We start from the raw sequence: 26,688 nt of genomic DNA on the forward strand, positions 1-26,688 counted from the left end.
ATAGTGAAATAATTCGTAATATAATTTGGCTGTCATAGCAATAAGCATATATTTGTTTTAGAAAACTTCGAATTAACCAAACTAGCAGTTTATGAACAAATCTTTGCTTTTAGCATTCTTCTTCTGCATGGTGACCTGGTTGTCAGCAAACGGACAAGACATGCGAATCACCGGAAAAGTAACAACGGACGATGGCTCATCCCTGCCGGGCGCATCTGTCCAGTTGAAAGGGTCAACGACCGGAACACAAACTGACGCAGACGGCAACTTTGCCATCAGCGTCCCTTCATCAACATCCGTATTGGTATTTAGCTTTGTGGGAATGGTGGCGCAGGAAATCACTGTGGGAAATCAGACGGTCCTCAGTGTGAAACTCTCGAGCGACACGCGCAGTCTGAACGAAATCGTAGTTACCGGGTATGGATCACAGATCAAACGCGACCTGACGGGCAATATCGCCCAGGTAAAAGGCAGTGAGATCCAGAATATGCCATTGGCGAGTGTCGATGCTGCCTTGCAGGGCAGGGCGGCAGGTGTGTATGTAAACGGTGGATCGGGGAAATTGGGACAGGCCATTAACGTCCGGATCAGGGGAAATTCCTCTATCAGCGCCAGCAGCCAGCCATTGTATGTGGTAGACGGTATGCCGATTACCACAGCCGACCTGAGTAATAACGGTGGTGCCACAAACCCGCTCGCAGATATCAATTCCAATGACATTGAGTCCATCGAGATCCTGAAGGATGCCTCCGCAGGCGCTATTTACGGTTCCCGCGCCGCAAATGGCGTTGTACTGATCACCACCAAGCGAGGTAAGGCAGGAAAAACCAATGTGAGCGTTAACTATCAGATTGGCTCGTCCGAGGCCACGAGAAGAGTTGACTTCCTGAATGCCGAGCAGTATGTCAAGTTTTATACAATGGCCGCCAATAACCGCGACAGAATCGACGGTACCGATCCTTCCGACCCGGATTCTTACACGCAATATATGCTGGGAGCAGGTGGTTTCCTGGATTATTATAGCTTAGGAACTTACAACACGCCAAACCAGAAAGAATATTTGTGGCAGGATCAGGCGTTCCAGAAAGGCCCGATGCAGCAGTTGGATTTCCAGCTAAACGGAGGAAATGAAAAGACGAAATTTTTCCTTTCGGGACAGTATCTGGACCAGACAGGAACATTGGTCGGAAACAAGCTGAACCGCGTTTCGACGCGTATGAACCTGGATCACCAGGCTTACAAATGGTTGCAGATCGGCCTGTCGATGGGATTGGCAAGAACAATTAACCATCGTTTGCCGGGCGACAATGCCTTCTCAAACCCGGTTCAGATGGCCGCCTTGACACCGCTGACCCCATTTACAGATCCTAGTACCGGCTTGCCGACAGGAACACCTCCCGGGGATGTAAACGTACCGCTGTACTTCAACCCGCTGATCTCCATCAACTATGCGAGCTTTGTGGCAACTTCTTTCCGTAACCTGACGAATGCATTTGCACAGATCAATTTTACGCCGGAGCTTAAATTCCGAAGCGAACTGGGTGTAGACCTTCTGAACCAGAATGAAGAAGGTTATTATCAAAGCCAGAATGTAAGAAATGTGAGTACGGCCAGCAGCGGTTTGGGCAACAACTATAGTACATTCGTGACCAACTACAATACCAACAACTTCTTCTCTTACGACAAGGCGTTTGGCCCGCATACGATCAGCGGAACATTGGGTATGTCGTATCAGCAATCACAAAGCAAGTTCAGTTTTATAGAAGGAACCCAGTTTCCATCCGATTCCTACAAGAAAATTGCCAGCGCTGCGACTAAATCAGGCGGTAGTTCAAGCGAGACCAACTTCCGGTTCCTCTCCTATTTCCTGCGTTTGAACTATAAGTTTTCTGACAAATACCTGCTTTCGGCCAGCGCAAGGATCGACGGTTCCTCCCGTTTCGGTGTTAATTCCCGCTACGGTTTCTTCCCATCTGTTTCCGCAGGCTGGGTACTGACAGAAGAGAATTTTCTTAAAAATAACAGCACTCTGAGTTTCCTGAAACTACGTGGAAGCATTGGTTCTACGGGTAACTCCGAAATCGGGGATTTCCCTCAACTGGGACTGTTCTCGGGCGACGCAGGCTATGCCGGCCAGGCAGGGCAGCGTCCTTCACAGCTTGGTAACCCTAACCTGAAATGGGAAACAACCAAGCAAACGGACTTTGGTGTTGATTTTGGCTTGTTCAGCAACCGGATCAATGGAGAGATCGATTACTATGTAAAGAAAACCAATGGTCTGCTCCTTGAAGTGAACGTTCCGTCCACTACTGGCTTCGCATCACAGTTCGCGAACGTTGGTAAGCTGGAAAACAAAGGGTGGGAATTTGTCATCAATACACAAAACCTGGTAGGTGCATTAAAATGGAACACTTCCTTCAACATTGCGACCAATAAAAACAAAGTGGTCGATATCCAGGGACAGATCATTGAAGGCGGTATCCGCAGCATGAGCCGCGTAATGGAAGGCCAGCCTGTGGGCGTGTTTTACACGGTTGAATATGCGGGCGTAGATCCTGCAAACGGGGATGCGCTGTTTTACAAAAACACAAAAGGTACCGACGGTTCACTGGACCGCAGCACAGTGACCAACAGCGGATACAACAGCGCACAGAGAGTAGTGGCCGGAAATCCGAACCCGAAATTTGTAGGTGGTATTACAAACACGTTCTCTTTCAAAGGCATTGATCTAAATGTGTTCTTCAATGGCGTAAGCGGAAACAAGATCAATTTTTACGGTGTTGGCCAGTATTCTTCCGCCAACGGTATTTACGAGGATAACCAGACTGCCGACCAGATGAATGCATGGACACCTGAAAATCCGAACACAGATGTTCCTGAGGCTCGTTTTTACCGCGGAAATGGCAACCAGGCTTCTTCACGGTATATTTTGAACGGCTCTTATCTCCGTCTGCGCAGTTTGACATTAGGCTATACATTACCGTCAAGCCTTCTGAAAAAGATCAAAATGGACCGTATCAGGGTTTATGCCTCCGCTTTGAACCTGGCGACATTTACCAATTATAAAGGTTGGGACCCGGAAGTAAACACGGATGACCTGAGTGCGAAGGATTTAAAATTTGCTTTGGGAAATGACTTCTATACCGCTCCTCAGCCCCGCACTTTGCTTGTTGGTATCAATATCGGTTTCTAAGCCAATCTAATCAGAACTATGAAAAAGAACTTATCTATATATGCCCTGGCGCTTTCCGCCGGACTATTTTTAATGAGCGGTTGCGATAGCAAGCTTGATGTTGCACCAACGCAGAGTATTGACGAAAACGCTGCCCTGGCTACTTCGCGTGACGTGGAAGTAACATTAATCGGCTGCTACGACGGCTTGCAGGATCCCGATGTTTACGGAGGCGGATTCCAGTATTCTTCCGAATTATTGGGTAACAGCGACGAGCTCGGCTTTGGGGGTACTTTCCAGAACCTCCTGGAAATGTACAACAAGCAAATGACAACGGCCAATGCTACTGCCCTCGCCACCTGGCAAGGCTCCTATGTGGCTATCAACCGTTGTAACAATGTGCTTTCTGCACTCGATATCGTAGACGCAGATAAAAAAGAACGCATAGAAGGAGAGGCTCGGTTCATCCGCGGCTCGCTCTATTTTGACCTTGTGCGCATGTACGCCAAGACCTGGGGCGATGGCGACAATGCCACAAATCCTGGCGTTCCGATTGTGTTGAAACCCACCCGTAGCGTAACTGACGAGGACGATGTGCCCCGTAATTCTGTGGCGGAAGTTTATGCACAGGCGATTGAAGACCTGACTGCCGCAAAATCCTTGCTTCCGGAGGAAAACACGATTTATGCAAACAAATACGCAGCGTCTGCCCAGCTTTCGAGGATCTATCTGATGCAATCCAATTTTGCAGCGGCCAGGGACGAAGCCAACAGCATTATCGAGTCAGGTGCTTTTACTTTGAACCCGACATTCGAATCTTTGTTCTATACATTCCTGGACAATGCAGGCGCCAATCCTGAGGAATATATCTTCTCGATGATCGTGACCCAGCAGGACGGAACGAATGATATGAACACATTCTTCGGTACCACAGTGAGCTCAATCCCGGGTACAGCCGGTCGAGGGGATATCCGGATTTTGCCAAAACACAGAGCATTGTATGAGGCTGGCGACGCTAGAGGTGCATTTTTTGTGACGCCAACCAACAATACATTTACGCAGAAACACCTGGATCAATTCGGCAATGTGCTGCAATTCAGGCTTGCTGAGATGTACCTGACCCGCGCAGAAGCCAATTTCAGGTTGGGCACCAGTGTGGGAGCGACGCCGCTGGCGGATATCAATGCCATCAGGACCAGATCAAAGCTGCCGGCCGCCACATCCGTTACCCTTGCATCGATCCTTAAGGAGCGTCACCTGGAGCTTGCATTCGAAGGCCACATGCTTCATGACTTGAAACGCACCAAATCCAATGTGGGCACGCTGGTCTATAATTCACCGAAGCTCATCATGCCGATACCGCAAAGGGAAACAGACGTGAATAAGGCATTGGTGCAAAATGAAGGATATAACTAGATTACAAATATCATTGCATAAAAAAACACTTCCGGACGCCGGAAGTGTTTTTTTGTCTTAGCCAATCACGACTGCCCTAATTTTAGTTTACCGTTTATTGCCAGCTGATCCAGGCTTTTGCATCTTTCGCGCTTACCATATCATAGGTGGACTCTGAGGTCTGGATCAAATAAAAACCGCTGGTATCGAAAAGAAGATTAGCTGAATTAACAGCCGGACCGGTAGCCGGGACCGGCCCAAGGGTTCCGTATGGCGAAAATATCACCCTTCCATCCGAAACAAAAGTCGGAACAGCCGGAGCATGTGCATAGTCGATGCTCAGCGCATTGTCCGTCACTGAATAAAAAACAGGTGCAAACAAGTCGTACCTTGCATTAGCTCCCGGCTGATAAACATAAAACGCATATTCGTCCTCTCCAAATTTCAGGTCTTTAACTCCGAACGCGTCGTCCACCCCATTGACATGGAAAGCATCCAATGTCCTCCATTCCCCACCTGAATCAATTGGCTTCTGCCACCATCTTTTGGATGCCGCGAGATCAACCACCAATGGCTTGATTGCCGTTTGCACGATACCACTGCTGCCCCCACCCGAGAAACCCAGCTGCACCGTATTTTCATTCCACGAAAAGTTGCTGAAACCGGTAAGGGTTTGGGATCCGTTCACCAATGGCGTGACAAACGTAAGACCAGCCGGGCCAAAGTAATATTCTGTTGTAAAAGTTTTAGGCGTCGACCCCGACAGCCAGGCTAGTTTGATCGTCCTGGATTCTTTGCTTACTGTGATTTCGTAAGTAGCATTACCCAGCGTAATCCGTTTGAAATAGGTCTGAATTTTCGAGATGTTATTGAAAAGCAGCCCTTTGGCAACATTCCCGCTCGAATAAGCTGTTGCCTGTGCCTCCGTCGCCTTTGTCAATACCAGCTTACTCTGATTTTTTGTCCCGACCAAAGTAATCGTTTCCGCTTTAACAGAATCGGGAAAAATGCTGAATTCGAAATCAGACTTTAATCCTTCGCCCCGCACACCGCCATTTACCTCTTCATCCGGATCTGACAAAACGTGCAGGTAAGAATAGGTATCGAAGATCAAAACAGGAGTCTGGACTGCTTTCAGGCGATAGCTGCTTTCCTTTGCGGTCGCCGCCGAAGCGTCGGCAAAGTCGGAGTACATCACGACCCTGTTTTGGTCATTAAATTTGAAATGAAACCCGTAGCTCCCCCCACCATTGGGATAGATAACCGCATTCCAGCCGTATGGCGACTCCACCAATTGTTTCTCGTACGAAGCCAGCGCTGCATTGAGCCGGGCGTCGGCGCTTTCTTCAAAAACAGTGTCATCTTTATTTTCACAGGAAAAAAAAGCGCCAGCCAGCAGGAAAAGATATAAAATGGAATTCTTCATCTAATATTTTCAAAAAAGTTTGTTCATCGATGCCCTGACCCGATTTTGCAGGCTGTAAAAATCTATTTTCCAGGTGTTCTTATAATATGCCACAACGATTGCCTCTTTTTGTCTCAGTGAAGCCTGTGCCTGCGCTTTGGTAATGCCTCTCGGGCTTGTGCCTTCGGGAATCGAATTAACGATTTTGTCGAAGCCGACTTTGCCCTCTGTAAGCATCATGGCAATCATTTCAACAAAATCCTCATCAAAGTTCAGCGAACTATATGCCGTTACAAAGCCGTCCCTCCGTGCGTCTTCATCCGACCAGTTGATCCAGTTTCCACCTTGGTAAAGCGACTTGGTTACATTTTTGAATTCTACCGGATAAAGAACAGTCTGGTGCAGGATGTGCCCAAACTCATGGTGAATGGTGTGTAAAAACCAAAGCTTGACAAATGACGAATCTTCGGCCGCATTATACCCGGCCATACCCTTTATTTTGAACAGATTCACACCGTACAATACCACCTTCCGGCCCCCTTCTGCTGTTCCCAATGTAACAGACCCCTCTGCATTATATTCATTGCTTCCAGACAGGATAAAAAATTTCGGAGAATAACGGTTATAAAAAACGGCACCAGCTTCCTGCACATATGGAACAGTCCATGCCTTTTTGATGGTACTCAATAACGGTATCACCTGTGCTTCATCTGGCGGGACAAGCGTTTTGGTGATATTGGAAAATTCAAACTGGTCCCATTTATATTTTGCCGAAATGTTATACGGCGTCGTAAGACTGTCCAGGATCCATTTGTCTACGGGACCGGGTGTCCAGGTATCGCCACCTAAGCCAGGAATATCTTCTATTTCCCCTATCTTTTCTTCTTTGCACGAGCTGAGTACTACGCCCAGGAGAAGTACTGCGATTAATATTTTATTCATAGATCCTGTCATTATCTTCATCGAAAAAAGATCACTACCTGCTATTTTGTTCAATACCGGAAATCGTTGCCGATTGTGGGATCTGTAAAATTCTCCGGGGATCGGCGGCCGGAACCGTGATGACCACCCCTGCACTGGTTGTATGCTGGACCGTAAGCCCATACCTTTGAATATCAAACCACCTCATCCCCTCCTGCACAAATTCCACGCGTTTGAAAGCCAAAACTGTGTTGATAATGTTATTCCTCAGATTTGATGTTCCAAAATACCGGCTCATGCTGTTGGCTGTAACTACGTCCGTTGTAGCGTCATAGTTGCTCACTCTCTTGCTTACAAACAAGTTAAGATCGCTCAGCGAGGCTGCAGTATTATTCAGGTACGCATTCGCCTCTGCGCGGTTGAAAAGCACTTCCTCAGCCGTAAATATCGGAAGCATTACATACGGATAACCGATTTCCGCATTGACAGACTCTCTCACAAAATACTCGCTCAATTTAGGGATCAAATAGTTATTGTCTCCTTGGGTGTACAATGGAAATGCCCAACTGGCCGATCCGCCGATGATTCCGTCTCCTGCGGAAACCTCCTGCCATTTTCTGTAATTCATCCCATAGCGGTAACTCGCCACATACCGGCCGTAGGTTGAAGATGTCTCTACTAGCATCAGGTTTGCATTTTGGCTTGCCCTGGCATAGGTATTATAAAGCTCCTGCGGAGACAGCCCTGCATACACTGTATTCCAAGGCCTCAGATTTTCACCCATATTCCCGCCCGGAAAAACTGCATTGGCGTATTGCAAAACTTTTGCATAATCTTTCTTGACCAGATAAAACCGGCTGGCAAATGCATTCGCGGCCGCGCGGTTGAAATGATATTTAGGCACTGTATACGACCCGTCGCTGATCAAAGGCAGGCCCTCCAGCAGATCCTTTTCGATCATTTCATATACGTAGGCCACTGTTTTTCTTTCGTATTTTTTGATTACGACATCCTCCGGTTCAGTAACGTAGGGGATACCGGGCTCTGTATTGGGCTGTGCGGGATCGTAAAATTTGCAGAAAAAATTAACCAGCATAAAATGTGCGTAAGCTCTTGCCAGCAGAGCCTCCCCTTTCTGGGCGCTATATTGAGACGGGTCAGTCGTTTTGCTGATGATGCTCAATGCCTCGTTGGCGACGGATACTGCACGATAACATTCAGCCCAATAGGAATCCGGTGAATCCTGCTGGTCTACCGTGGCTTCAACCACTTCAAAAAGGAAAGAAAAGCGATTAGTTTTATCATCCGTCCCAATGCCCTTGTCAGCCACGTTATCGCTCATAGCCTCCGAGAAAACTACATAGCCTGCCTGCGGATATGCGGTAGTAAGCAATTGGGAAACCTGTTTGGGTGTGTTGATCGACGCCCTGGTACTATCTGGTTCGGTGGAAAGGAAATCCTCACAACCCGCCAATGTCAGCACAGGCAGGATCAGGAGAATGCGTTGAATGATATTTAACTTACTCATACGAAAGCGCTGTAATATATTCATGCTAAAAATGACCGTTCCCCTCATTATAATGTCAGTTTAATGGCAACAGTAAACTGCTTCTGTATAGGCTGTGCTACCCCACCCGAATTAAAGAATTCGGGATCCTGCCCTTTCAATTTTGCATCGGAATAGATGAGCCAGGGGTTGATGGAAGATAACTGAATGCTCGCCCCTTTAAATCCATATTTAGAAGCAATAACAAACGGAACTTTATAGGCAAGGGAAATCGACTTCAGCCTTATAAAATCACCTTTGGCCACACGCTCGGTCGAATAATTGTAAATGTTATAAGGATAAGTACCCACCAGGTATTGCTGCTCAAGCTTATCTGCAATGGAAGGTACTGCCGTTGTTTTCTCGTCTCCGGGAAGTACCCAGCGATCCAGAAATTCCTTAGGCATTGCATCCAAATCACTGAAAGTTCCTTTGTAAAGCGGATTAAGCCGGATTTTGTTCCCTGCCTGATAGGTGAAGAAAATGTTCAGGGAAACATCCTTGTAGGTAAGAGTATTGTTAAAACCGCCTGTGAACGGCGGATCAACTGGCCCCTCATATTTGAGGTAACTTACATTTTGATCCTGCAGATACACATCGGAACTTACCTCACCATTTTCATTCACGAAAATAGGCACACCCGTTTTGGGGTTCAGCGAATTGTAGTCGATTGAGAAAAGGCTTCTTACCGGCTTGCCTTTCACATTTGCGCCCTCAGCCTTAACGAGGTCAAAAATCCCCGGATTATTATCGACATTGGTGATCATCGTCCTGGCATAACCGACCGTGATTCTTGACCGGAAGTCCCAGTCCCTGTTTTTGTAAAGCACACCATCGATGGAAAAATCAATACCATAGGATTGCATATCGGCGTAATTAGCCACTTTATAAATCTGCCCGCCAATACCTGACGTCTTGATCTGGTCGATCAGATCAAAGCTGTTCCTGATGTAGCCGTCGGTCGTAATGTTGATCCGGTTTGCAAAAAGCCCAAGATCGAGACCCACATTTCCGCTGTATAGTTTTTCCCAGGTCAGTTCCGTATTCTGAAGGGAGGCGAGCTGAATGGCGGATTCCTTTTCGTCGGCGATCGGTCTGCGAGTGATAATACTTTGGAACAAAACCGCCGAGTTCGTAGCGGGGCCGGTATCGGCAGAAAGTCCGTAGCTGGCACGCAAGCGGCCCATACTCAGCCATTTAAAACCCTTCATGAAATCTTCCCGATCAAAATTCCACGACCCTGCTACTGTATACGTTGGTAACCATCTGGCAATGGCAGACTTACCAAAGCTGTTGGAACCATCATATCTGATGTAACCCGTAAAATTGTATTTATCGTCGAGCGTATATCCGGCACTTCCATAAAATGCCGCAAAACGCTCATAGTCCATACGCATTCCATAGTACTGAAAGTTACTTTCAATCGTCTGCTTTAAAATCCGGTAATCTACGAATGGCGTGCCACCCTGGTCGTACTGAAAGCCGTAACCTGTATTATTGGAATTCTGGCGATTGGTATATTTAATTTCCTGGCCCACCAAAAGATCTACGACATGCCGGTTTGCAAATTTCTGGTTGTAGCGCAGGTTATTCCGAACATTGTAGAACATCATCTGATCTTCATTTCGGTTATAAAAACCACCGCTTGGGAGCACTACTACCGGGTAGGCATTGGGGACGTCGGGATCGGTATAGAGGTATTTATTAGCCAATGCGATGGTCGAATTATCGGCGGCCCGATATGCATTGGCCATGTTGCTATTTTCCGTAATCTGATGTTCCCGACCGGTCTGAATGTACCGGAGAGCACCAATAAAATCATAAGTAAGATGGTCGGCGAATTTATAGGAAAGATTACCCTGCAATTTAATGTCGGCGAGGGTAAGGTTGATTTTGTTGTTCGCCAGCTCCGAGACAATGTTGAAAGGGGCAAAATTTCTTCTGAAATATTCGAGGTTCCCGTTCTCGTCGTAAGCTGTTAACGTCCGGCTGGTGTTCAGCGCATAGCTGAATGGATTGATATCAAAATCCCGGTCATATTTTCCTTCGACAGGGTTGCTTCTCCTGCTCAGCGAACCAGGCGCCTGCTGCCTTCTCACGGATGCCAGCGTTGAGATGCCGATGCTCACTTTGTTCGACACCTGGTAAGTATTCTTGAAATTGAATGTGTAACGTTTGACTTTGTCCGCAATAGTCCAACCATTATCATTAAGATAACTCACTGATGCATAGGAATTTGATTTATCAGTCCCGAAAGAAATGCTCAGTGAATGTTCCTGAATAAAATTCTGCTTAAAAAGAACGTCGAACCAGTCGGTATTGGCCTTCGCATAACGCATCAAAAAATTCTTTTTGGCTTCCTGCGTATTGGCAAGAGGAAAATTGCCTTCGCTATCCCCATTTAATGAATTGTAATATTTTCCGTAAACCCCGAAATCCGGCTTCGAGAGGATATCAGAAGTGAGATAACCCTTACGTTCCAGCTCACCCAGGACTGACATCTGCTGGGCGGAATTCATGATGTTGAAATTGTTATAGGAAGGGGTGAGCTGGGTACTGAAATTTCCTGAATAAGCAATAGTGGGCTTGCCGCTTTTTCCCTTCTTGGTCGTGATAACGATTACACCGTTCATAGCCCTTGCACCGTACAAAGCCGCAGCAGCGGCGTCCTTCAGAATGTCGAAGGTCTCGATGTCGTTCGGGTTAAGTCCTGCAACCGCCGAGCCAAGTAAAGTAGTAGGGTCTCCGCTGGAAAGCTGGTCATTGGAAATATTCACGATATCTTCCTGGACAACCCCGTCAATGACCCACAACGGTTTGTTATCTCCGTTCAAAGAAGTGGCACCCCGGATCCGGATCTTAGGTGCAGCCCCAAATGTTCCCGAAACGTTTTGGATGGAAACCCCAGCAGCCCGGCCTTCCAACATACGACTTACATCTGGCAAACCGTCGATTTTCACATCGTCAGTCTTTAATGTAACTGCCGAGCCTGTAAACTTATCTTTGTCAATCTGCTGAAACCCTGTTACAACCACATCCTGCAATCCAACCGCATCCTCGATCAATTCGATACTAAGGCTCCGGGCAGCTTTGACCTCCTTAGGAAGAAATCCGATCATAGTGACCACCAATGTTGCACCTTCACTAACACCTGTCAGCACAAACTCGCCTTTCTCGTTGGTTACGGTCCCCTTTTGAATGCCTTTGACCCGTATGGTGGAACCGATAAGCATTTCACCGGTACTGCTTTTCACAACGCCCCTGACGTCAATATCAGCAATTGCAGCAAATGAGGAGGGCACAGATAAGAATAGGATAGCAAGAAGCAATACAAAGCGCCAACTCTGGCCACTGATCCGGTAGAAAAGATTCATATATCTGAGTATAAGTCTAAATCAAAATGAAAGGGACCCGCAGAGCGGTTTTAAAAATTAATGATTTCAATAATACGCATTATAGAAGCAAAAAACGAAAACATTTTATTACTGACAACGCCTGTCAAAAATTTTAAATGAATTCAGAAAATCAGGAAATCAGCAATTCAAATACGCACGAATAATGACTGATGTGGAGGGGTGTGGATAATTTTAAGCAATTATTTCTACTAAAACATGTTAGGGCACTTTTTATTGTGATCCGAATACCGGTGTTTGACCATTTTCTGGCGTTTTATTCAATTTAACGCTTCTTTTCTGTCAGCACAGCAGTGATGCGGTTGAGCTCGTCAACTTTACTGGAGAAATCGCCCTTTAACATATCCCTTACCGCCTTTAGCTGTTCCATGGCAGTTTCCAGGTTATCCGGAAGTGCTTCGCCAAGCACCTCTTTCAATCTTTTGGCCAAAGTCGGGGACATTCCATTGGTCGAGATAGCTACCTTCAGATTGCCTTTTCTAACTACCGAAGAAAGATAAAAGTCGCAAATGGCGGGCGTATCGGCGACGTTGGTCAGCAAATGCTGTTCCCTGGCAAGTGCAGAGATCCTTTTGTTTTCTTCTTGATCATTTGTAGCAACCAGGATCAGGTCCTTTTTAATTAAATCCTCATCCAGAAATTTTCGCTCAATTAGATTAATTCGTGAATTGCTTTGAGCAATGTCCCTAATTTCCGAACGGATTTCAGGAGAAACAAGCGTCACGTTAGCTGCAGGTGAATTTTCCAAAACCGCCGTCATTTTTTCCAATCCCACGTAACCACCTCCAACGATTAAAGTTTGGAGGTTTTCCAATTTAATAAAGATGGGGAACAGCTCGTTCATATCTCAAATTTACGTCAAATCTCGGAACATCCTCGGGTAATGCAAGGCATTTTATAACTATTCCAACAATTGCACTTTTACTATCTCCTTCTTTCCCTGTACCTTTGTGTTTATGATCGCGATTACGAACCTCAGTTATTTTTTAGGCGACCGCGCACTTTACGACAGTGCATCGCTGCATATAAAGCCGAAACAAAAAATTGGCCTGATTGGCCTGAACGGCACCGGAAAATCTACATTGCTCAGGATGATCAATGGCGAGTTCCAACCCGACGGCGGCCACATCTCCAAGTCAGGAGATTGCACAATTGGCTTCCTTAACCAGGATTTACTTTCTTACCAGAGCGACGATTCCATACTTTCCGTCGCCATGCAGGCTTTTGAAAGACAAAATATTCTTCAGGTGCAAATTGACAAGATCCTGCACGACATGGAGCATAACTACACCGACGCACTTGTAGATAAGCTTGCGAAGGTACAGGACGAGTTCGAAGCATTGGACGGCTATTCTGTACAATCCAAGGCAGAAGCTATTCTTGAAGGATTGGGCTTTTCGACAGCCGATCTGCATCAGCCTCTTCGATTGTTTTCGGGGGGGTGGAGAATGAGGGTCATGCTTGCAAAACTGCTTTTGCAAAAACCTGCTTTACTTATGCTCGATGAGCCCACCAACCACCTCGACTTACCCTCGATCCAGTGGGTGGAGAAATATGTGCAGAATTACGAAGGTGCAGTGATTGTAGTTTCCCACGACCGGCAGTTTCTTGATAATACAATTGATACAACGGTTGAAGTTTCGGGCGGAAAACTGAATTACTATGCTGGAAATTATTCTTATTATATTGAAGAAAAAGCGCTGCGTAATGATATCCAACGTGGCGCTTATGAGAACCAGCAGGCCAAAATCCGCCAGACCGAGAGGTTTATTGAGCGCTTTAAGGCCAAAGCGACCAAATCCCGGCAGGTCCAGAGCCGTGTAAAAGCGCTGGATAAGATGGATGTTGTGGATGAAGTGATCGATGAAAATGCCAAAGTGCATTTCCGCTTTCAATTCACGACCCAGCCCGGAAGGCATGTTTTCCAACTGGAAGATGCTTCTAAAGCGTATGGTGATAAGGTTATCCTGGATTCGACCAATATCAGTATGGAGAGGGGGGATAAAATTGCACTGATTGGTGCCAATGGCCGGGGAAAGTCTACCGTACTGCGTGTGGTGGCGGGAACCGAGCCGATAGAGGGAAAAAGAAGACTGGGACATAATGTTTCGTTCACATTCTACGCGCAGCACCAGCTCGAATCCCTGAATGTATTGCATAACCTGATCGAGGAACTTAAATATGCCAATCCGAATAAAACCGAAACGGAGCTGAGAACAGTCTTGGGCTGTTTCCTTTTCACGGGAGACGATGTATTTAAGAAGATTAAAGTACTTTCGGGAGGTGAAAAATCGCGGGTGGCGTTGGCAAAGGTGTTGCTTTCCCAAGCTAATTTCCTGCTGCTCGATGAGCCGACTAACCACTTGGATATGCAATCAGTAAACATCCTGATCCAGGCATTGCAGCAATATGAAGGAAGTTATATTGTAGTTTCCCACGACCGGTATTTTGTTGAAAATATTGCAAATAAAATCTGGTACATTGAAGACCACGAGATTAAGGAATATCCCGGGACTTATCAGGAATATGAGGTTTGGGTGGAAGAACGAGGACTGCAATCGGCTGTGAGTGAAAAAGTGGTCGTAAGCAGCGCGCCTCCGCAGAAAGGCAGCGGCCAGACAAATAACGTACCCAAAAGCAATGGAAAAGTGCCTTCCAATGAAGATGCTCAGAAGTTGAAAAAGGTGCAAAAGCAGATCGAGGAACTGGAATCTACCATCAATAACCTGGAAATCAGGAAAACAGAAACCGAGACACAACTGGCTGATCCTAAGATTTATAATGATTCCGCTGCGCTTTCAGAGGTCAAGCGTTTTTACAACGACATCAAGCAAAAACTGGAACAGAGCACAGAGGATTGGGAGAATCTGATGATGGAAGTGGAGGAGTTAGCGGGTAAATAATCTGAACATAAAAGAGGAGATCAGGCGATTTCCTCTTTTATGTTTCAGATTATCCTGAGAATTTTAAGCTATTCGTCTGACCGTAAATATCGTTCATCGCCAGTGACAAGCCTATACCGGGCATTTCTATCGTGCTTGCAAGATCGTAGGCCTCTGATACCAACTGCCAGATTCCATCCTCATTTTTTCCCCAGACCTCAGCTGCCAGCGACATTGAATCTATTAATACATATTCCTTTAATGTGCCAATACAACGGTATAAATGAAATTTCTCCCCCCTGTCATAGCCAGCAGTATTTGGTGATAATACTTCGAATATACTTGTGGGGTTGAGAATGTTATCCTCCTTTTCGTCCAGAAATTGAATCGGTCCACAGAGTGCCAAAAGATCCGGATAGGTGTACGAACCATTTGCCGGAATGTAAAGGCGCATATCGCTGGAAAATGTTTGGCAGGATTTGCCTTTGAAGGCTATGTAACATTCTCCTGATAAATTCTCCACAATCCGGTTATGATTGAACCCGGCACCCGCCATAGCGACGATTTCTCCCCTGGAAAACTCGCTTTTGAACTCGGCTTTCCTTTCCTGTTCCAGATACTCTTGCTCTGAATACATACTGATCGCTTGTGCTGTCATTAATATGGTAAGTTAGAAATAAGTAACGATGATCAAAAAACCTCTTCCTAACAATACGTACCTTACCATGAAAAGTAACGTTACATTTTTTACAGTTATGCGTGCTTATCCGACGGTTTGCCTTCTTGTCTGTTCTTTCCTCTGCCATGCCCAGCCACAAAATCTGCGGTTGGAAGATTATATTTATAATGAAAAGATCAGAACAGTACTGCTTTATCCCGCATTGGAAGATCCCGAAACCCCAACCCGCTTACTCAGTCCATCAATCAATCCGCTCCAGAGTACATCACCCCTTGTCCTGGAATTCGATGATCTTTCGGGCCAGTTCGACGGATACCGTGCCAAAATTATTCATTGCAATGCCGATTGGACAAAATCAAACCTCAATGACATTGAATTCACATTCGAATTCAATGAGTACCCGATCAGCAGGTACGATCAATCCTTCAGTACCAAGGTTCCCTACTTTCATTATCGTTTCGAATTGCCCAAACTGAAACTTTCGGGCAACTACATCATCTATGTTTTTTCGGACAGAGACCGGAAACCAATCCTTAGCAGGAGATTTATGCTTTATGAATCACGGGTTAGCATTACCGCACAAGCGCGCTTTTCCCAGGGGATCCAGCAACAGTTTTCGGATCAGCAGATCGATTTTTCCCTGAGCTACCAGGGGTATCCGCTCAACGCGCCCCAAACCGATTTGAAAGTGGTCATACGCAAAAACTTTCGGTGGGATCAAGCTAAATCCGGGTTCAGGCCGACCAATGTCAAGCCTTTTGACCAAGTCCTGGAATACATTTTTTTCAATCTTGAAAATACTTTTCCGGGTGGAAATGAATTTCGCTATTTCGACAGCAGGACGCTTTCCGGCCGCGGGTATGGGATCAATGCAATGGAAAGGTCAGATGAATTTACCCGTATTGCGCTCTTTCCTGGGAAGACCAGGGCGAACGGATCATACATCCAAATAGACGATTTTAATGGACAATACATCGTGGATCAGCGCGAATCGGGACGCGGCAGTGTTGAAGCAGATTACACGCCGGTTCTTTTTACATTAAAAACAGAAGAAGACCCCGATGCGACTTTCTATGTCAACGGTGCATTCAACCTTTGGCAGCTTAATGACAGGAACCGCATGACATACAATGCAGCCACTGGGTTGTATGAAGTCGAAATTCTGATCAAACAGGGCGTCATTAATTATGATTATGTTGTAGTCAGGGGAGATAAAAAAGCGGACGAAGCTTTTATTGAGGGAAACTACGCTGCAACTGAGAATGATTACGACATATTGGTTTACTATCGCCCGCCTGCGAGCAGGGCAGATCTTTTAATCGGATACAGGACCGTAGAATGGAATAGAAGACGTTAACTTTGGCTTTATGAAACCAACCCCTTACGCAGTTACCTACCTCACTCCAAATCTTTACATTACTGACTACGACGTCCATATCATTGATTGTCTGGCTGATAACAAGGAAATGCCTGCCAATTTTGATGTGAGTCAGGTTATCAGTTTTTATGTTGAAACTGACTTTCACCTCGTGATCTACCTTTGCAGTAAAGACGATAAGGGTTTCCAAATGTACGTGATCGAAGATTTTTCCAGGAATATCAAGGATCTGGCCCTTTTGAAAGACATGTTCTTCCGAATGACCCAGGAACCAGGTTCAAACGAATTATTCAAAAAGGCGCACCATCGTCTGGACAGCCTTTTTCATATGGCAAAAACCTTACGGGCGACCATTCATAAGGATGCGGCAGATTTCGAGGAAGATTGACTTCACTATAAAAGACAACGAGCAGCTTAGAGGCTGCTCGTTGTCTTTTATAGTGATACTGAATTACACATTAAACCTGAAATGCATAATGTCTCCATCCGCCACCGTATATTCTTTTCCTTCCACCGCCATCTTACCCACTTCTTTCACGCCAGCTTCGGTTTTATATTGCTCATAATCGGCAATCTTGATAACTTCTGCACGGATGAAACCTTTCTCAAAATCACTGTGGATTACACCGGCAGCCTGAGGCGCTTTCCAGCCTTTAACAATGGTCCATGCCCGCACTTCTTTAACACCGGCAGTGAAGTAAGTAATGAGGTTTAACAGGGAATAGGATGCTTTGATGAGCTTGCTTAACCCCGATTCTTTGAGACCATATTCGCTCAGGAACATTTCGTGTTCTTCGGGATCTTCTATTTCTGAGATCTGGGATTCAATCGCCGCGCAGAGAACAATCACTTCTGCTCCTTCCAGCTTGACGGTTTCTCTTAGTTTTTCAGAATATTCATTTCCTGTCAGCATAGCGCCCTCGTCCACATTCGCAACATACAAAACGGGCTTGGCCGTAAGCAACTGTAAATCTCCGATCACAGCTTCTTTCGTCTCGTCATCAATTTCCACGCTTCTTGCATTTTTCCCTGCTTCCAGTGTGGACTTATATTTTTTCAACCATTCCAATTCTGATTTGGCTTTCGCATCACCAGCACGGGCGCCCTTTTCGGTTTTCTGGATCTTTTTTTCAATAGATTCAAGATCCTTTAATTGTAACTCAGCGTCAATAATTTCCTTATCAAATACAGGATCCACCCTGCCTTCGACATGGACCACGTTATCATCCTGAAAACAACGAACAACGTGGACGATCGCATCTACTTCACGAATGTTGGCAAGAAACTTGTTTCCAAGCCCCGCACCCTGGCTTGCGCCTTTCACAAGCCCGGCAATGTCTACAAACTCAATAATCGTTGGAATAACCTTTTGCGGCTTTACCAGACTGGTGAGAACATCCAAGCGTTCGTCAGGAACGGTTACGACGCCTACATTGGGTTCAATAGTACAAAAAGGATAATTGGCAGCTTCGGCTTTGCCGGTAGAAATGGCATTAAAGAGAGTGGATTTACCTACATTTGGCAATCCGACGATCCCACATTGAAGACTCATATATTAGAAGTATGCAGTGAATAGCAGAGCATTCTTCTTTCGAAAACAAAGAGCTACTTTCTGCTAAGTGATAATTTTTCTGCAAAATTACCATTTAGGGAATACAAAAACCAAAAGCCTTCGTAATAGATTGCGAAGGCTTCGTTATTTTAAGATTGTTTTTTTAATCCCACTTAAGATCCGACTCTCCAACCACGTCCACCTCATCAACCTTGGTTTCAAACTGAGAGAAGTCGACTTCTGGCATTAACTCCGTTTTCACGTGATCTACTGCCTCCTTCAAAGCGTCCACGAACTTATCAAAGTCTTCTTTGTACAAAAACATTTTGTGTTTTTCGTACGTGAAACCGTCTCCCTGAGGGTGGCGACGGCTTTCGGTAATGGTGAGATAATAGTCGTTGGATCGCGTAGAGCGAACATCGAAGAAGTAAGTCCTTTTTCCCGCCCTGACCCTTTTGGAGTAGATTTGCTCTCTGTCTTCCACTATGTTTAGTTTTAAATAGGTTTTCAAACGCTAAAATATAAAGTTTATTGCTGCTAACAAAAAAACCATAACATATTAGCAATTTGTTAGCATTGACTACTGTTTTTTCTTTCTCTCTTTAAGTGAAAAACCAATTTTTGTTCGTTTTTAAGTTTTTTCTATTACTTTTGAAATCCGCGGGTATTCAATTTCCTACGAGTTCCGCATAATAGAATATAAATAGGGGTCTTTTTAGCCCTGTTATGTTTCACCTAAATCCTGAGATATGACTTATCGTCGGATTCTGATTCTCATCATATTAGCTTGCGCCACAGGGCCGGTAGCATTTGCACAGGTCAAGTTGGGCAAAACGGAAACTGGTAGTGCTTCCTACTACGCATCACGGTTCAATGGCAAAAAAACTTCGTTTGGCGAGGTCCACAAAAGTGCCGAATTGCTGGCAGCCCACAGAAGTTATCCGCTCAATACGATGCTGGAAGTAACGAATCTTGACAATGATGAAAAGGTAATCGTTCGTGTAAATGACCGTGGCCCTTTTTCAAAAAACAGAATAGTTGATCTGAGCAAAGAGGCCGCCCGTTTACTGGGAATTATGGCCAAGGGCGTTGCCAATGTGACAATCAGGGTGGTAGGAATGGAAGGAATGGTACTGCTTGACCCAAGTGAAGAAATTGACCCCAAATCCGGCAAAGTAATATCGATGCGGAACAAGTAATATTTTTATCGTTCAATGAGTAACCGACAACTTGATTTAGCGAAGGTTAGGGAGTTTGGGAATCTTGAATTTCTTGCTAAGCAACTTGTCGAAGGATTTATTACCGGCCTGCATAAGTCCCCGTTCCACGGCTTTTCAGTCGAATTTGCTGAACATCAGCTCTACAATACCGGGGAATCTACCAGAAACATCGATTGGAAAGTATTTGCCAAAACGGATCGCTTGTATGTGAAACGTTACGAGGAAGAAACCAATCTCCGCTGCCACATCCTGCTGGATACGTCGTCTTCCATGTATTATCCGGAAGAAAACTATGGTAAAATGACGTTTAGCGTCATGGCTGCGGCAAGTCTGACCTACCTTCTTCAGCGGCAGAAAGATGCAGTAAGCCTTTGCACATTTTCCGAAGGCATTGAGGTCCAGACAGCAGTTAAATCCACCCCGTCGCATGTACATAAGATCATGCTAGAACTGGAGCGTCAGCTGGAAACCAGGCGCCCTCTTTTAAAAACTTCCGTTTCGGAAGTTTTACATCAGATCGCCGAAAAAATCCATAAGCGTTCCTTGGTCGTTATCTTCAGTGATATGTTCGATAACCTTGAAGAAGCGGACAAAATTTTTTCTTCCCTTCAGCATCTCCGGCACAACCTTCACGAAGTTTTACTCTTTCACGTCACCGATCGCAAAACAGAAGAAGACTTCGCATTTGAGAACCGGCCCTATGAATTTATTGATTTAGAAACAGGCGAAAAAATCAAAGTGCAGCCCGATCAGGTAAGGGATTCCTACAAGGAATTCGTCGGTGATTTTTATCAAAAATTGAAATTGAAGTGTGGTCAATATAAGATAGACTTCATTGAGGCTGACATTGCAAAGGGATTTGACCCCATTCTGATGGCCTATTTGGTCAAACATTCAAAAATGAGGTAATTTTTTAAGAAATTGGTAGCAGTTCCTCTATTCAGTTTGCTATCACACGATGAAAAAGTACCTTGCATTACGCTGCCTATACCTCATCTGTCTGTACTTTGCCGGTTGTAAATCTGCGGAGAAGTCACTCAAAAAGGGCGATTACGACAACGCAGTCTTCCAAGCCGTCGATAAACTCACAGGCAACCCCACCCACCCTTCGTCCACGGAAGCGCTCAAACAGGCTTATCCTTTGGCGCTATCTCAGCATCTCGATAATATCAGGGTTAGCCAGTCGTCCGAGGACATCTTTAAATGGGAGCCTCAGCTGCAAGATTATATCCAACTGAACAGACTTTTTAGCGCGGTAACCCAATGCTCCGCCTGTCTGAAAATAGTGGCACCCCAGCATTTCGAAAAGGAGGAAAAAATAGCACGGCTCAATGCTGCCAATGTGCGCTACAAGGAAGCCAAAAGCCTGCTGACCATTGGCGATCGTGAAAATGCCAGAAAAGCATACGAATATTTTGAAAAAGTTGAACACCTGATTCCGGATTTTGAAGATGTCCGAACAAAAATGGATCTGGCCTATGAAATCGCCTCTTTTAAGGTAGTCGTAGAACAGGTGCTTGTTACCTCCAAAAGATACCAGTTGAGCAATGAATATTTCCAGGACAGGGTGAACGAGTATCTACAAACCAATAAACGACTAAATAAATTTGTACGGTTTTACATGCCCGACGAAGCTGCCAAAGCCAAGTTACAACCCGATCATTTAATCATCCTTCAATTTGACGATTTTGTTGTTGGTCAAACACTGATAGAGAAGAATACCGAGACAGTAACCAGTAAGGATACCGTGAAAGTAGGGGAAAAATTCGTGGGGAGGTCAAAGATCCCGGTTTATGGAAAAGTAACTGCAAAGCTGACGCAGGCCCGAAAAACCGTGCGCTCGGGTGGTTTATTGGACATGCAGATTGTCGACTTCAAAACAAAACAGGTGGTTAATCGGGAAAAATTTAACGGAGAATATAACTGGATGTGCGAGTGGGGTAATTTCAGCGGAGATGAGCGGGCTCTTACCCCATCGCAGCTCCGCAAATGCAAGAGCCAGGAACTCCTGCCACCCGACCCTCAACAGCTTTTTATTGAATTCAGTAAACCCATTTATGAGAGGCTGACGAGCAAGCTGCAGAATTTTTACGCAAGATATTGAAGAAACTCCAGCCGTCAGTAGACGGCTACCCGCGGCATACTAATTAAGGAACAGGGACATAAAAAGCTGATCAAGGTGAGCAACCGGTATTACTTCGATCTTCGACCTTTTTAGATCCAATCCTTTGCTGCTGTACTTGGATATATAGATCTTCTTGAAGCCCAGTTTTTCCGATTCGGATATCCGGCTTTCAATACGGTTAACCGCCCGTACTTCTCCTCCCAGCCCTACCTCACCCGCAAAACAGACGGATGGAAGAATGAATTTATCTTCATAAGAAGATACTATTGAGGCAATTACGGCAAGATCAATTGCAGGATCCTCCACTTTCAGGCCGCCTGCCACATTTAAAAAAACGTCCTGAACACCCAACCGAAAACCTCCCCTTTTTTCTAATACAGCCAGCAACATTTGTAATCGCTTGGCATCAAAACCGGTACTGCTCCGCTGGGGTGTTCCATAATTCGCAACACTAACCAATGACTGTATTTCAACCAATAACGGCCTGTTTCCCTCCATCATAGAGCCAATCGCGATACCACTTACCGGCTCATCCCGCTGAGAAATCAGGATTTCAGAAGGATTGCTTACCTGGCGTAATCCCGAACCCAACATTTCGTAGATCCCAAGTTCTGAGGTACTTCCAAACCGGTTTTTGATCGTCCGCAAAATCCGGTAGGTATTGTGGCGGTCCCCCTCAAACTGCAATACGGTATCGACCATATGTTCCAGCACCTTAGGTCCGGCTAAAGAGCCATCTTTTGTAATATGCCCGATCAGAAAAACAGGCACACCCATTTCCTTGGCATATTTCATAAATTCAGCAGTACATTCCCGGACTTGAGACACGCTTCCCGCACCTGACTCAATGTAAGTCGACTGCATAGTCTGGATGGAATCGACAATCAGTATTTCTGGCTGAAAATCTTCAATCTGTCTGAAAATGTTTTGCGTATGGGTTTCTGTGAGTATGAAACAATTGTCACTTTTGGCAGACATCCGCTCAGCCCTCATTTTTATCTGTTGATCGGACTCCTCGCCAGAAATGTACAATACCTTTTTGTTGGAAAGTGTCAGCGCTATTTGCAGCATTAAAGTAGATTTCCCTATCCCTGGTTCCCCACCGATTAAAACTAAAGATCCCTGCACGATACCACCACCCAGAACACGGTTTAACTCTTCGTCAAAAGTGCGGATCCTGGGTTCGTTCTGATATTCAATTTCTGCCAGTGCCCTTGGTCGGCTAGCCAGGTTGACCGATTTCCACGATACCGCTGTTTTCTTGTCCTCCTTTTCAATAACTTCCTGAACAAATGTGTTCCACTCGCCGCAAGAAGGACACCTTCCCACCCATTTTGGCGAATTATACCCACATTCCTGACAAAAATAAGCGGTTTTGGCTTTAGCCATAAGAAGAAAAGTCTAATTTGTATGTATCTAGTGTAAACAGCATTAAGCCGCTATTTATTCAAAGATTTGTACGTTTCAGCCATAAAATCAAAAAAAATATGGCTAAGGTATAGTTTTTTATTTTTTGGCGTTATTAACCGGTTTTACTAAAAAAATTATATTATCCATGAACATCCTGACAAAAGTAGCCTGTATCTGCATGCTATGCATTTTTGCATTGACTTCAGCACAGGCGCAGAAAAAAGGTTTTGCGTTTGGTATCAAAGGCGGGGTGAATTTGTCGCGCCTGACAATGGGAGATGTTTTTACAACGCGTTATGACGATGCCGGCAATCCTTACCTGGGTTATGACGGGAAGGAAGTAAGGGATAATCTAAAACAAAGCTTCAATACCAGGACAGGAGCGGTGGGCGGGATTTATGCACGCTTTGGACGTACCTTATTTATACAGCCGGAAGTGCTGGTCTCTACCAAGGGCGGCTCTTTTGAAATTGTCCAGACAGATCAGGAGCAGCCTGTTACCAAAACCGTTAATATCAAATACAGCAACATCGACGTCCCTTTGCTGATTGGGTTAAAGGGCGGCCCTATTCGCATTCTCGCGGGGCCGGTAACTTCTTTTCGTATTGGGGATAATCAACGATTAAGAGATGCATTTAAATATTATACATCAGATCTGAATAATGCGATGTCCCAGGCGACTTTTGGATACCAGCTTGGCGCAGGCCTTGACCTCGGCAGCTTTAGCCTGGATGTGAGAAAAGAAGGGTCATTCACGAATCTGGCCTCTTTCCAGACCAGCGGCTCAAATGGCGGGAATGTGAAGCAAAAGATAACCTCCTGGCAAGTCACGTTGGGATTGAAGTTGTTTTAGATATGTTGAGTCGCCGGTTGATTGAATTTACTGACTAATCCGCTGGCTTGACCAGTAATTCCCTATAAACAAAACGAGCAGCCTTCGATCAAGCGATGGCTGCTGTTTTTATGAATAACCCACTAATTTAATTCACCAAAAGTTTTTACTTATGCGCTAATACGGAGATTGGAATGGTCCAGGAAGCAGGTGATCTCCTTGATCTTTCTGCGGGATACCATTACTTCTTTGCCGCAAGACAGTTTAAGCATCCTGTCGTCTTCGAGACGTGCCACCACGTAGTCCGCATTTACCAAATATGATTTGTGAACACGCATGAAATTTGGATTCAGCTGTTCTGCAAGCGATTTCAGTGTTTTGGAAACCAGGTACTTTTTGCCTGTGTTCGTATATATAAATGTGTAATTTCCTTCACCTTCAAGGAAGGTGATTACATCGGGAGTCAGAAAGATGGTCCGCCCCATGGACTGAACAGAAATGGAAGAACGGCTGTCGTTGTAGGACCTTTCAGACAGGTTTGGGTGTGTAAAGCTTGCAAAATTTTTCATGGTAATTACGACTAATAAATGTTATGTTTTTCTTGAATCAAAAATAGCACATAGCGTAATGTTAGTAAAATGCGTAAAAGTACGCACAGCTATGTAATAATCTGATTTACAATAACTTAAACCTTATCCTTAAAATCAAATGACGTAACTGACCTTAGTAAAATGCGTAATTTTACGTAGTGTTGAAATTGGATATTTTTCAAGAAAAATGGCCTTGCGTTCGGCATACGGGCGTTATCGGGAAAAATGACCGCCTTCTTTAATTATCTTTACGTCCTGTTTGCGACTGCCAAGCCTCTCCGGCCGGGAAGAAGCGAGTTCGTTACCAACATTAAATTGACCTTATGATTACCGAACGGGTAAAAGAATTGGTTGCCGAAATTGACAACGCCATTGTCAGCAATAAAGAACAACTGGAATTTTTCAGATTAAAATATATCAGCAAAAAAGGTGTTATAACCGAGCTTTTTGACGGGCTGAAAAACATTCCGCAGGAGGACAGACGTGCCGTGGGGCAGGAACTGAATACTTTGAAAAATCTGGCTCAAAGCCGTTTTCAGGAATTTTCAACAGCACTGGAAAATTCGGAAGAATCCAATGCCGAAATGGTCTTTGACCTCACATTGCCCGTCACACCAAATCTATTGGGAAGTCTGCACCCCCTCACAATTGTGAGGCGCCGGATCATCGAGATTTTCGAAAGAATGGGATTTAATGTTTCCTATGGACCGGAAATCGAAAAAGACTGGTACAACTTCAGTGCACTTAATTTTGCAGACAACCACCCCGCGAGGGAAATGCAGGATACTTTCTTTATTTCCAAGAGCGAGGGGGATGTAAAGGACGATGTACTGCTTCGTACCCATACGTCCAATGTTCAGGTGCGACTGATGGAAAGGCAAAAGCCGCCGATCCGCTCCATTATGCCAGGCCGGGTGTTCAGAAATGAGGCAATTTCAGCCCGGGCTCATTGTGTATTCCACCAGGTTGAAGGTCTTTATGTAGATAAAAACGTCAGTTTCAAAGACCTGAAAGACACCTTATACCACTTCGCCAAGGAAATGTTCGGCAAGGATTCGAAGATACGCCTACGCCCATCCTACTTTCCTTTTACCGAACCAAGCGCAGAGATCGATGTGTCCTGCTTTATATGTAAAGGTAAAGGCTGCAATGTTTGTAAATATACAGGCTGGGTTGAGATAGCTGGCTCAGGAATGGTTGATCCTAACGTACTTACCAATTGTGGTATTGATAATGAGGAATATACCGGCTTTGCATTTGGAATGGGCATTGAAAGAATTACCATGCTCCGGTATGGCATTAATGATCTTCGCCTGTTCACCGAAAACGATGTCCGATTTTTAAGGCAATTTGAAGGAGCCTGAGAACCTTCTATCATGAAAAAAGCTTCGTGATCGATGGCCACGGAGCTTTTTTCATTCACAGTCTTTCTTCTAAAACCTGGTCTCGAGATAATAAGGAAGCATCCGCTTCCACACCCACCATTCATGGGGCATATCGCTACCCCAGATATCGAGCTCATGCGGTACATCCTTCGAATTCAGGATAGCGGAAATTTGTCGCGAATATTCGGGGACTTCGTATGCTCCCGAACCTGTCACGAAATGGATATGCCGACTATCCCGGTACATAGAAAGATGCCATTCTGCCTTCAATTGCGGCAGATAATGGACCGGTGAGTTGAAATACACATTGTCGTCGTAATATCCGTCTGTGTAAACACTCAGGTCATAACATCCGCTCATGGCGATCACCCCATTGATGTAATCCGGATGTTTAAAGAAAAGATTTGCCGCATGCATTGCTCCAAAAGAAGCACCTCCGGTAATGATTTCATTGGTAGGACTACTGGTATCCTTGATGAAAGGAATAACTTCTTTGATCACATAGTCATTAAACAGCTGATGGCGGACAGCCTTATCATAACCATGCATATAAGGATTAAGCCAACTTTCCGAATTAATGCTGTTGATGCAATAGACCTTTACTTTTCCAGCATTTATGTATGGACTAATGCTTTCGATTAGCCCATTTTGCTCATACTCAAGATAATCCGAGGCTGCCGTGGGAATCAATAAAAGAGCGAATCCGTAATGTCCGTAAACCGCAATATTCATGTGTTCATTCAGCGCCGGACTATACCAACCGGTTACTTCACGTAGCATTTT

The 26,688-nt window shown here is 45.1% G+C and carries 21 protein-coding genes; 10 read left to right on the forward strand and 11 right to left on the reverse strand.

The window, feature by feature from the left end; all coding sequences use genetic code 11:
- The first annotated feature begins 91 nt into the window (after positions 1-91).
- Both AC1XUF_RS23695 and AC1XUF_RS23700 read left to right on the forward strand, forming a co-directional pair.
- Positions 92-3,193, forward strand: a complete 3,102-nt coding sequence (locus AC1XUF_RS23695; RefSeq protein WP_483344331.1) for a SusC/RagA family TonB-linked outer membrane protein — start codon at positions 92-94, stop codon at positions 3,191-3,193.
- A gap of 18 nt (positions 3,194-3,211) precedes the next feature.
- Entirely contained in the window at positions 3,212-4,588 is a 1,377-nt protein-coding gene (locus tag AC1XUF_RS23700) for a RagB/SusD family nutrient uptake outer membrane protein (RefSeq protein WP_483344332.1), read from the forward strand.
- 94 nt (positions 4,589-4,682) lie between these two features.
- Here the strand turns inward: AC1XUF_RS23700 and AC1XUF_RS23705 are convergent, their stop codons facing one another.
- The 5 genes from AC1XUF_RS23705 to AC1XUF_RS23725 form a co-directional block, all read right to left on the reverse strand.
- A complete protein-coding gene (locus AC1XUF_RS23705) occupies positions 4,683-5,993 on the reverse strand; it encodes a DUF4302 domain-containing protein (RefSeq protein ID WP_483344333.1) in 1,311 nt (436 codons plus the stop codon).
- A 9-nt stretch (positions 5,994-6,002) separates the two neighbouring features.
- Complete coding sequence (locus AC1XUF_RS23710; RefSeq protein WP_483344334.1) at positions 6,003-6,914, reverse strand: zinc-binding metallopeptidase; 912 nt, start codon at positions 6,912-6,914, stop codon at positions 6,003-6,005.
- Positions 6,915-6,948: 34 nt separating this feature from the next.
- Positions 6,949-8,421 carry a RagB/SusD family nutrient uptake outer membrane protein gene (locus tag AC1XUF_RS23715; RefSeq protein WP_483344335.1) on the reverse strand — a complete coding sequence of 491 codons (1,473 nt, stop codon included), beginning with the start codon at positions 8,419-8,421 and terminating at the stop codon, positions 6,949-6,951.
- 47 nt (positions 8,422-8,468) lie between these two features.
- Positions 8,469-11,813 carry a SusC/RagA family TonB-linked outer membrane protein gene (locus AC1XUF_RS23720; RefSeq protein ID WP_483344336.1) on the reverse strand — a complete coding sequence of 1,115 codons (3,345 nt, stop codon included), beginning with the start codon at positions 11,811-11,813 and terminating at the stop codon, positions 8,469-8,471.
- A 304-nt stretch (positions 11,814-12,117) separates the two neighbouring features.
- Positions 12,118-12,696 (reverse strand): precorrin-2 dehydrogenase/sirohydrochlorin ferrochelatase family protein, encoded by a 579-nt coding sequence (locus tag AC1XUF_RS23725; RefSeq protein ID WP_483344337.1) that lies wholly within the window; start codon positions 12,694-12,696, stop codon positions 12,118-12,120.
- A 112-nt stretch (positions 12,697-12,808) separates the two neighbouring features.
- Between AC1XUF_RS23725 and abc-f the strand changes: the two genes are divergently transcribed.
- Positions 12,809-14,755 carry a ribosomal protection-like ABC-F family protein gene (gene abc-f, locus AC1XUF_RS23730; RefSeq protein ID WP_483344338.1) on the forward strand — a complete coding sequence of 649 codons (1,947 nt, stop codon included), beginning with the start codon at positions 12,809-12,811 and terminating at the stop codon, positions 14,753-14,755.
- Between the two features lie 49 nt (positions 14,756-14,804).
- Here the strand turns inward: abc-f and AC1XUF_RS23735 are convergent, their stop codons facing one another.
- A complete protein-coding gene (locus AC1XUF_RS23735; RefSeq protein WP_483344339.1) occupies positions 14,805-15,392 on the reverse strand; it encodes a Uma2 family endonuclease in 588 nt (195 codons plus the stop codon).
- 97 nt (positions 15,393-15,489) lie between these two features.
- Between AC1XUF_RS23735 and AC1XUF_RS23740 the strand changes: the two genes are divergently transcribed.
- Together AC1XUF_RS23740 and AC1XUF_RS23745 are read left to right on the forward strand one after the other, a co-directional pair.
- The gene (locus AC1XUF_RS23740) at positions 15,490-16,770 is read left to right on the forward strand and encodes a type IX secretion system plug protein (RefSeq protein ID WP_483344400.1); all 1,281 of its coding nucleotides are present in this window, start codon (positions 15,490-15,492) and stop codon (positions 16,768-16,770) included.
- 10 nt (positions 16,771-16,780) lie between these two features.
- Positions 16,781-17,179, forward strand: a complete 399-nt coding sequence (locus tag AC1XUF_RS23745; RefSeq protein ID WP_483344340.1) for a hypothetical protein — start codon at positions 16,781-16,783, stop codon at positions 17,177-17,179.
- 63 nt (positions 17,180-17,242) lie between these two features.
- Here the strand turns inward: AC1XUF_RS23745 and ychF are convergent, their stop codons facing one another.
- Both ychF and AC1XUF_RS23755 read right to left on the reverse strand, forming a co-directional pair.
- Positions 17,243-18,343: a redox-regulated ATPase YchF gene (gene ychF, locus AC1XUF_RS23750; protein WP_483344341.1), complete on the reverse strand. Its 1,101-nt coding sequence runs from the start codon at positions 18,341-18,343 to the stop codon at positions 17,243-17,245.
- Between the two features lie 163 nt (positions 18,344-18,506).
- Positions 18,507-18,854 carry a DUF3276 family protein gene (locus tag AC1XUF_RS23755; protein WP_483344342.1) on the reverse strand — a complete coding sequence of 116 codons (348 nt, stop codon included), beginning with the start codon at positions 18,852-18,854 and terminating at the stop codon, positions 18,507-18,509.
- A 238-nt stretch (positions 18,855-19,092) separates the two neighbouring features.
- On the opposite strand from AC1XUF_RS23755, the gene AC1XUF_RS23760 reads away from it, so the two are divergent.
- Genes AC1XUF_RS23760 through AC1XUF_RS23770 form a run of 3 tightly spaced genes read left to right on the forward strand, consistent with a single transcriptional unit; the run spans position 19,093 to position 21,667 of the window.
- Complete coding sequence (locus tag AC1XUF_RS23760; RefSeq protein ID WP_483344343.1) at positions 19,093-19,542, forward strand: septal ring lytic transglycosylase RlpA family protein; 450 nt, start codon at positions 19,093-19,095, stop codon at positions 19,540-19,542.
- Between the two features lie 15 nt (positions 19,543-19,557).
- A complete protein-coding gene (locus AC1XUF_RS23765) occupies positions 19,558-20,472 on the forward strand; it encodes a DUF58 domain-containing protein (RefSeq protein WP_483344344.1) in 915 nt (304 codons plus the stop codon).
- 49 nt (positions 20,473-20,521) lie between these two features.
- Positions 20,522-21,667, forward strand: coding sequence for an outer membrane protein assembly factor BamD (locus AC1XUF_RS23770; protein WP_483344345.1), 1,146 nt, complete (start codon positions 20,522-20,524; stop codon positions 21,665-21,667).
- 39 nt (positions 21,668-21,706) lie between these two features.
- On the opposite strand, the gene radA is transcribed toward AC1XUF_RS23770, so the two are convergent.
- Positions 21,707-23,077 (reverse strand): DNA repair protein RadA, encoded by a 1,371-nt coding sequence (gene radA, locus AC1XUF_RS23775; RefSeq protein ID WP_483344346.1) that lies wholly within the window; start codon positions 23,075-23,077, stop codon positions 21,707-21,709.
- Between the two features lie 166 nt (positions 23,078-23,243).
- Here radA and AC1XUF_RS23780 point away from each other — a divergent pair, with 166 nt between their 5' ends.
- Complete coding sequence (locus AC1XUF_RS23780) at positions 23,244-23,951, forward strand: porin family protein (RefSeq protein WP_483344347.1); 708 nt, start codon at positions 23,244-23,246, stop codon at positions 23,949-23,951.
- 149 nt (positions 23,952-24,100) lie between these two features.
- On the opposite strand, the gene AC1XUF_RS23785 is transcribed toward AC1XUF_RS23780, so the two are convergent.
- Positions 24,101-24,499 carry a LytR/AlgR family response regulator transcription factor gene (locus tag AC1XUF_RS23785; RefSeq protein ID WP_483344348.1) on the reverse strand — a complete coding sequence of 133 codons (399 nt, stop codon included), beginning with the start codon at positions 24,497-24,499 and terminating at the stop codon, positions 24,101-24,103.
- Between the two features lie 344 nt (positions 24,500-24,843).
- On the opposite strand from AC1XUF_RS23785, the gene pheS reads away from it, so the two are divergent.
- On the forward strand, positions 24,844-25,884 hold the full coding sequence (pheS, locus tag AC1XUF_RS23790; protein WP_483344349.1) for a phenylalanine--tRNA ligase subunit alpha: 1,041 nt from the start codon (positions 24,844-24,846) through the stop codon (positions 25,882-25,884).
- 69 nt (positions 25,885-25,953) lie between these two features.
- Here pheS and AC1XUF_RS23795 read toward each other — a convergent pair whose 3' ends face one another.
- Complete coding sequence (locus AC1XUF_RS23795) at positions 25,954-26,685, reverse strand: esterase family protein (protein WP_483344350.1); 732 nt, start codon at positions 26,683-26,685, stop codon at positions 25,954-25,956.
- Positions 26,686-26,688 lie beyond the last annotated feature (3 nt).

It is taken from the genome of Dyadobacter sp. HNCC25DJ185 (assembly GCF_056895195.1).